The organism is Pseudonocardia sp. SID8383 (genome assembly GCF_009864975.1).
Taxonomy (GTDB): domain Bacteria; phylum Actinomycetota; class Actinomycetes; order Mycobacteriales; family Pseudonocardiaceae; genus Pseudonocardia; species Pseudonocardia alni.
Genome location: NZ_WWFY01001117.1, coordinates 1 through 7,613 on the forward strand (window position 1 = coordinate 1; position 7,613 = coordinate 7,613).

The window sequence follows — 7,613 nt, forward strand, 5'->3', positions numbered from 1 at the left end:
CACCAGGGCGCTCGCGACGGTCGCGGGCAGGAACGCGCGCAGCGGCAGCCGGACCCGGCCGGCCGCGGACACGCTCGCCAGCCGTCCGCCGGGCAGCAGCCGGGTCGCGACCAGCGCGGCGACCGGTCGGCGATGCAGGTGGCGGCGGACCCAGGCGCCGGTCCCGTCACCGCGACGGGTGCCCCGGACGACCGAGTGGGAGCTGCGTCCCGCGCCGTAGAGCACCGCGTCGCCGAGCAGCGACCCGACCACCGCGGCACCGAACAGGGCCACGATCCGCCACCGGTCGCCGTCCGCCAGTGCGGCGGCCGTGGCGCTGAACAGCACCGGCTCGCTCGGCAGGAACGGGAGCGGCCCGTCGCACATCACGGCGACGGCGAGCAGGGGCACCAGCCAGGGGCTCTGGAGCAGGTACCCGATCAGGGCGCTCGGGTCGGTCACGGGCTCTCCGGAGGTCGAGCGTCGGGGGCGGAGCCGAGTCTGCCCGGTCCCGTGACCTGTTCGTGATGGGGGTGGCCCCCGTTACGGGTTCACTCCGCTCACCGCAGGGAACGCACCGCCCCGCCTGCTCAGTCCGCGAGGCCCTGCTCGATGGCGTACCGGACGAGCTGGCTGCGGTTGTGCAGCTGCAGCTTGCGCAGGGTGTTCTGCACGTGGCTCTCGACGGTCCGGTGCGAGACGACGAGCTTCGCCGCGATCTGCTTGGCCGTCATGCCCTTCGCGACCAGGCGCAGCACCTCGGTCTCGCGGTCGGTGAGTGCCGGGACGGCGGGCGCGCCGTCGGCGGGACGCGGGGCGTCGGCGAGCCGCCGGTACTCCCCCAGCACCAGCCCGGCCAGCCCCGGGGTGAACACGGCGACGCCGTCGGCGGTGCGCCGGATGGCCTCCAGCAGCTCGTCGACCCCGGCGGACTTCACCAGGTAGCCGAGCGCACCGGCCTTGACCGCCTCCAGGACGTCGGCGTGCTCACCGGAGGCCGACAGCACCAGTACGCGGCTGTCCGGGCTCTGCTGCCCGATCCCGGCGATCGCGTCCACGCCGGAGGTCACGCCCAGGTTGAGGTCCATGAGGATCACGTCCGGCCGCACGGCCGTCGCGATCCGGACGGCCGCGGGCGCGTCCGGGGCCGTCGCGACGACGTCGAGGCCGCGCTCGGCGAGGTCGCGGGCCACGCCCTCGCGCCAGATCGGGTGGTCGTCGACGACCATCACCCGGATGCTCATGTGTCCTCCCTGGGGACCCGGATGACCCATTCGGTCCCGATGTCCGGTCCGGTGTCCAGCGTCAGTGTCCCGCCGACGTCGCCGACGCGGCCACGGATGGAGCGGGACACCCCCATCCGGCCCTGCGCCTCGGCCTCGGCGAGGCGGCCCTCGGGGATGCCGGGGCCGTCGTCGCGGACGCTGACCTCGACCGCCCCGGGCAGCTCCTCGACCAGCACCCACGCGCGCGCGTCCGCCCCGGCGTGCAGCGCCACGTTCGCGAGCGCGGCCCGCACCGCGCCCTCCACCTCGTCGACGACCGGCCGGCCCAGCTCGACCGGACGTCCGGGGGCCGAGACGGTGACCCGGTCCGAGGCGAGGATCCGCAGCGCGGCGGCGAGGTCGCGGCACCCGGACGCGTCGGTGGTCCCCGGCCCGGACAGCAGCGCACGCAGCGCGGTCTCCTGCTCTCCGGCGAGCACGCCGAGCTCGGTCGCCCCGCCGCCCAGCTCGGCGCCGCGGCGCTGGACGTGCGCCAGCACCTGCAGGACTCCGTCGTGCACGGCCCGGGTGAGCCGCTCGCGTTCGGCGGTGGCGGCCTGTTCGGCGACGAGGCGGCGCAGCCGGGCGGCGGTGCGGTCGAGCACGTGCGCGGCGAACCCGACGGTCAGCCCGGCCAGCAGGAGCAGCTGCATGTCGCCCAGCTCCAGCACCCCGAACCGCTGCTTGGACAGCACCAGCGCCACCGAGATCACGGCGGCGGCGAGCACCCCGCCGGTGATCCGGAACGCGACCGCGCAGGCCAGCACCCCGCCGGAGGTCCAGATCGACCCCATGCCGGGGCCGCCCTCGTCGAGGTGGGCGACCCGGACGACCAGCGGCGTGGTCGCCATGATCGCGACGCAGACGCCGAGGTCGGCCAGGGCGAGCAGGCCGCGGCGGTCCGGGGCGCCGGGCAGCCCGCCGAGGTAGCCCCATGACGTCACGGCCGTCCACACCGCCATCACGACGAGCACGCCGACCGCGGCCGGCGGACGTTCGTAGCCGGTGGGCAGGTGGTAGAGCGTCACGCCGACGACCGTCAGCAGCGTGAGCAGGCGGTAGGCGATGACGCCGCGCCAGAACGGCTCCAGCGGGTGCTCCACGTCGTCCATGCTGACCGACAGCGCGCCGCGCCGGGGCCGATCGCTCATCTCGGCTTGGTACCGGTGATCAGGGCGTTGTAGAACCAGCTGCGCGGCACGACCCGGTTCAGGACGTGCTCGTCGAGCCAGGACAGCCGCTGCCAGCCGTGGTAGGCGAACATCGCCCAGTTCCAGCCGAGCTTTCCGGGCGGGACGGCCGCCTCGAAGGTCCGCACCGGCCAGCCCAGCATGGCGGCGGCGAACTCCTCGGTGGAGGCCCGCACTCCCTCTGCCCCGGCCCGGGTCGCGGTGCGCTCCAGGTCGGCCGGGTCGAAGGTGTGGATGTCGACGACCGACTCCAGCGCGGCGGCCCGGGAGGACTCGTCGAGCTCGTGCTGCGGGCGCCGCCAGCCCCGCAGGGCCGGGAGCTTCGTCAGGGTGGTCGTTGCCTTCCAGGTCCACTGGCCGAGCGTGCGGGCGTAGGCGTCGCCGACGGTGGTGGGCTCGCCCGCGAACACGAACCGCCCGCCCGGCTCCAGCACCCGCAGGACCTCACGGAACGCGGCCTCGACGTCGGGGATGTGGTGCAGCACCGCGTGCCCGACGACGAGGTCGAAGCTGTCGTCGGGGAACGGGATGTGCTCACCGTCGACGACGGCACCCTCCACCTCCAGCCCGAGGTGCTCGGCGTTGCGGGTGGCGGCGTCGACCATCCCCGGCGACAGGTCGGTGACGACGCCGCGCTCGGCGACACCGGCCTGCATCAGGTTCAGCAGGAAGAACCCGGTGCCGCTGCCCAGTTCCAGGGCGCGCAGGTAGGGGCGGCCGTCCCACGGGGCCGCGGCACGGAATCGGCCCGCGGCGTAGTCGATGCAGCGCTCGTCGTAGCTGATCGACCACTTCTCGTCGTAGGTGCCCGCCTCCCAGTCGTGGTAGAGCACGTTGGCGAGCTTCGGGTCGTGCCAGGCCGCCTCGACCTGCTCGGCGGTGGCGTGCGGGGTGGGCGCCGGGTCCGAACTCATGAGTAGGAGTTTCGCAGAACACGGCCGCCGACCTGCTCCCCGCCCGGGCGCGTCGCGCGTCCGGGCGGGGGCGGACGGCTCAGCGGCCGGTGAAGGTGGCCTTGCCGGGGCCGTTCTCGACGAAGCTGGCCATGCCGGCCTTCGCGTCGTCGGTGGCGAACACGCCCGCGAACAGCTCGGACTCAATGTCCAGGCCGGTACGCAGGTCGGTGTCGAGGCCGTTGTCGATCGCCTTCTTGGCGGCGGCGTAGGCCAGGGCGGGGCCCGCGGTGAACTGCTGCGCCCAGGCGACGGCGCGGGTGTAGACCTCGTCGGCCGGGACGACCTCGTCCACCAGCCCGATCGCCAGCGCCTCGTCGGCCTTCACCATGCGGCCGGTGTAGATCAGGTCCTTGGTGCGCGACGGCCCGATCAGTCGCGCGGCGCGCTGGGTGCCGCCGCCACCCGGGAAGATGCCGAGCAGGATCTCCGGGAAGCCGAGCTTGACGTTGTCCCCCGCGATGCGCCGGTCGGCCCCGAGTACGACCTCCAGGCCGCCGCCGAGGGCGTAACCGGTCACCGCGGCGACGGTCGGCTTCGGGATCGTCGAGACGGCCCCCAGCCCGGCGGACAGCCGCCGCGCCTGCGGCGCCATGTCCGAGTAGGACATCGACGCCATCTCCTTGACGTCCGCACCCGCGGCGAAGGTCTTCTCCCCGCCGTACACGACGACCGCACGCACGTCGGCGCGGGTGGCGGCCTCGTCGGCCACCTCCAGCAGCTCACCCTGGATCTGACGGTTCAGGGCGTTCATCGGCGGGCGGTCGATCCGGATCGTCCCGACGCCCTCGTCCACGGACAGGCTCACGAATTCGGTCACGTCTGCGGACCCTAGTCGCCTCCGGCGCCCTGGAGCGCGCAGTGATCCGACCCGGCCGCCTCGGCCCGCGTGGCGTCCCGTCCCGGTTCGCGGCGACCCGCGCGACGGTCGCCCCACGCGGGTGCGGGCACCGGCGCCCGGCGGCGGATCAGTCGCGCCGGTGGGCGGTGAACCGTCCGTTGCCGCGGCGCTCGACGGTCAGCGGCAGCCCGAACGTCTCCGACAGCGGCTCGGAGGTCATGACCTCGTCCAGGAGCCCCGCGGCGACCACACGCCCTTCACGCAGCAGCAGCCCGTGGCTGTAGTTCGGCGGGATCTCCTCGACGTGGTGGGTGACCAGCACCGACGCCGGGGCGTACGGGTCGTCGGCGAGGTCGGCGAGCCGGGTGACGAGGTCCTCGCGGCCGCCGAGGTCCAGCCCGGCGGCGGGCTCGTCGAGCAGCAGCAGTTCCGGGTCGGTCATCAGCGCGCGGGCGATCAGGGTCCGCTTGCGCTCGCCCTCGGAGAGCGTGCCGTACGCGCGCCCGGCGAACCCCGCCATGCCGAGCTGGCCCAGCAGCTGCTCGGCGCGGCCGGTGTCGTCGCGCTCGTACTCCTCGCGCCAGCGCCCGAGGACCGCGTAGCCCGCGGAGACGACGACGTCGGAGACGATCTCGTCGCCCGGGATCCGGACGCCCAGGTTCGCCGAGGTGAGACCGATCCGGGTGCGGAGCTCGAAGACGTTGACCCGGCCCATGCGCTCACCGAGCACATGGACGGTGCCGGCGGTCGGGTGCAGCTCCGCACCGGCGAGCCGGAGCAGGGTCGTCTTGCCGGCGCCGTTCGGGCCGAGGACGACCCAGCGCTCGTCGAGTTCCACCCGCCAGTCGACGGCATCGAGCAGGATGGTGTCGCCGCGGCGGACGGTGGCGCCGTCCATCCTGACGACCACGTCCTCGTCGTCGATCGGGGTGGAAACGGGTGTGACACCGGGCGCGGACGGGGTTCGGGGCGAAGTCACCCCCCTATCCTGGCCGATCGTGCCTGTCTTCCCCCTCGGTGCCCACCCCGACGACCACGGGACCCGCTTCGCGGTCGCCACCACCAGCGCCGAGACCGTCGAGGTGTGCCTGATCGACGGCGCCGCCGACGGTGAGGGCGGTGGTCTCACCGAGCGGCGCGTCGAGCTGCGTGAACACACCTTCGGCGTGTGGCACGGCCACGTGCCCGGGGTGCGGCCCGGTCAGCGCTACGGCTACCGGGTGCACGGCGAGTACCGGCCGTTCCACGGGCTGCGCGCGAACCCGCACAAGATCCTCGTCGACCCCTACGCCGCGCGGATCACCGGCACCGTCACCGACGTCGTCGCCGCCCGCGGGTGGGACGGCGACCCGATGTCCGGGCGGCCCAGCACCGTCGACTCGCTCGGCTCGGTGCCGCTGTCGGTCGTCACCGCCACCGACGCCGCGCCGCGCCCACCCCGCCCGGACGTGCCGTGGTCGGAGACGGTGATCTCGGAGATCCACGTGCGCGGCTGGACGAAGCTCCACCCCGAGGTGCCCGAGGCGCACCGTGGCACCTACCTCGGGCTGGCCCACCCGGCGGTGATCGCGCAGCTGCAGCGGACCGGGGTGACGGCCGTCGAGCTGCTCCCGGTGCAGGCCAACGCCCCCGAGCCACCGCTGCTGGAGCGGGGCGCGCCGAACTACTGGGGCTACGCCACGCTGGGCTTCCTCGCCCCGCACGCCGGCTACGCCTCGGACCCCGGCAACGAGGTCGCGGAGTTCCGCTACCTCGTCGACACCCTGCACGCGGCCGGGATCGAGGTCGTCCTCGACATCGTCCCCAACCACACCTGCGAGGGCGGGGTCGGCGGCACCACCCTGTCCTACCGCGGCCTCGACGCGCCGGCGTACTACTCGCTCGGCGGGTCCGGGCACGACGCCGACATCACCGGCACCGGCAACACCCTCGACGCCGGCTCCCCCACGGTGATCCGGTTGGTCTGCGACGCCATGCGGCACTGGGTGCACGCCTACGGCGTCGACGGGTTCCGGATCGACCTCGCCTCGGTGCTCGGTCGCCCGCGGTCGGGTCCGTTCTCCCCGGACTCCGCACTGCTCACCGCGATCGCCCAGGACCCGACCCTGTCGACGACCAAGTTGATCGCCGAGCCGTGGGACGCGACCGGCGAGGGCTACCGCGTCGGCGGGTTCGGCGTGGCGTGGTCGGAGTGGAACGGCCGTTACCGCGACGCGGTGCGCGACTTCTGGCGCGGCCACGGCGGCGTCGCCGAGCTGGCGTCGCGGCTGACCGGCAGCTCCGACATCTACCAGCACTCCGGGCGTCGCCCGTGGGCCTCGGTCAACTTCGTCACCGCCCACGACGGCTTCACCCTGCGCGACCTCGTGTCCTACGAGCACAAGCACAACGAGGGCAACGGCGAGAACAACCGCGACGGCACCGACGACAACCGCTCGCAGAACCACGGCGCCGAGGGCCCGACCGACGACGCCGGCATCCGCGCCGCCCGGCAGGCCACGGCCCGGGCGATGATGGCGACGCTGCTGCTGTCGATCGGCACCCCGATGATCACCGGTGGCGACGAGCGCTGGCGCACCCAGGACGGCAACAACAACGCCTACTGCCGCGACGACGAGACCTCCTGGGTGGACTGGACCCGCACCGACGAGACCACGGCGATGGAGGCGTTCACCGCCAAGGTCGCCGCACTGCGCCACGAGTCACCGGTGCTGCACCGCGACCAGTTCTACGTCGACGGCGAGGTCCTCTGGTGGGACCCGTCCGGGCGGCCGATGGAGCCCGGGGACTGGCACGACGGCGGCCGCCGCACCCTCGCGCTGCTGCTGGCCGACTACTGGCTGCTGGTCCTGCACGCCGGCGACGAGCCCGCCGACTGCGTGCTGCCCAGCGACCACGGATTCGACCCGGTCCTGGACTCGACCGCGCCCGACGGCACCCCCGCCGACACCACCCCGCTCGACGCCGGGGCGACGATCGTCCTGCCGCCCCGCTCGGTACGCCTGCTGCGCAGCCGCTGACCGGACCCGGCCAGCCGGGTTCGGGGAGCTGGGTCCGACGGGCCGGGCAGCGTAGGCTCCGCGCATGCCGCGCTACGAGTTCCGCTGCCGCGAGTGCGCCACGACGTTCGAGGTCGAACGGCCGATGGCCGCGTCGTCGGACCCGGCGGACTGCCCGCACGGGCACGCGGACACCGTCAAGCTGCTCTCGACGATCGCGCTCGGCGGCCGGTCCGGTGCCGCACCCCGGCCCGCGATGACCCCGGCCGGTGGCGGCGGGGGCTGCTGCGGCGGCGGGTGCTGCGGCGGCTGACCCGTGCCGACGACGGGTCCCGCCCCCTCGGACCACGGTCCGGCGGGCGGAGGTCCGGCGGGCGGTGGGAGGT

Annotated in this window: 8 protein-coding genes; 2 read left to right on the top strand and 6 right to left on the bottom strand. The window is 74.3% G+C overall.

Going from position 1 to position 7,613, the window contains the following annotated elements; genetic code table 11:
• The 6 genes from GTW08_RS27225 to GTW08_RS27250 form a co-directional block, all read right to left on the bottom strand.
• Nucleotides 1-441: VTT domain-containing protein (locus tag GTW08_RS27225; RefSeq protein WP_202417763.1), on the bottom strand; the 441-nt coding region annotated here is incomplete at its 3' end.
• Nucleotides 442-569: 128 nt separating this feature from the next.
• On the bottom strand, nucleotides 570-1,223 hold the full coding sequence (locus tag GTW08_RS27230; protein ID WP_073578474.1) for a response regulator: 654 nt from the start codon (nucleotides 1,221-1,223) through the stop codon (nucleotides 570-572).
• Nucleotides 1,220-2,395 carry a MacS family sensor histidine kinase gene (locus GTW08_RS27235; protein ID WP_083659166.1) on the bottom strand — a complete coding sequence of 392 codons (1,176 nt, stop codon included), beginning with the start codon at nucleotides 2,393-2,395 and terminating at the stop codon, nucleotides 1,220-1,222. The genes GTW08_RS27230 and GTW08_RS27235 overlap by 4 nt, the downstream gene beginning before the upstream one ends.
• Nucleotides 2,392-3,348 carry a class I SAM-dependent methyltransferase gene (locus GTW08_RS27240; RefSeq protein WP_073578475.1) on the bottom strand — a complete coding sequence of 319 codons (957 nt, stop codon included), beginning with the start codon at nucleotides 3,346-3,348 and terminating at the stop codon, nucleotides 2,392-2,394. The genes GTW08_RS27235 and GTW08_RS27240 overlap by 4 nt, the downstream gene beginning before the upstream one ends.
• A gap of 79 nt (nucleotides 3,349-3,427) precedes the next feature.
• The gene (locus GTW08_RS27245) at nucleotides 3,428-4,207 is read right to left on the bottom strand and encodes an enoyl-CoA hydratase/isomerase family protein (protein WP_073578476.1); all 780 of its coding nucleotides are present in this window, start codon (nucleotides 4,205-4,207) and stop codon (nucleotides 3,428-3,430) included.
• A 148-nt stretch (nucleotides 4,208-4,355) separates the two neighbouring features.
• On the bottom strand, nucleotides 4,356-5,126 hold the full coding sequence (locus GTW08_RS27250) for an ABC transporter ATP-binding protein (protein WP_073578587.1): 771 nt from the start codon (nucleotides 5,124-5,126) through the stop codon (nucleotides 4,356-4,358).
• Between the two features lie 100 nt (nucleotides 5,127-5,226).
• Between GTW08_RS27250 and glgX the strand changes: the two genes are divergently transcribed.
• Both glgX and GTW08_RS27260 read left to right on the top strand, forming a co-directional pair.
• Nucleotides 5,227-7,248, top strand: coding sequence for a glycogen debranching protein GlgX (glgX, locus tag GTW08_RS27255; protein WP_073578477.1), 2,022 nt, complete (start codon nucleotides 5,227-5,229; stop codon nucleotides 7,246-7,248).
• A 64-nt stretch (nucleotides 7,249-7,312) separates the two neighbouring features.
• Complete coding sequence (locus tag GTW08_RS27260) at nucleotides 7,313-7,540, top strand: FmdB family zinc ribbon protein (RefSeq protein WP_073578478.1); 228 nt, start codon at nucleotides 7,313-7,315, stop codon at nucleotides 7,538-7,540.
• Nucleotides 7,541-7,613: the final 73 nt, after the last annotated feature.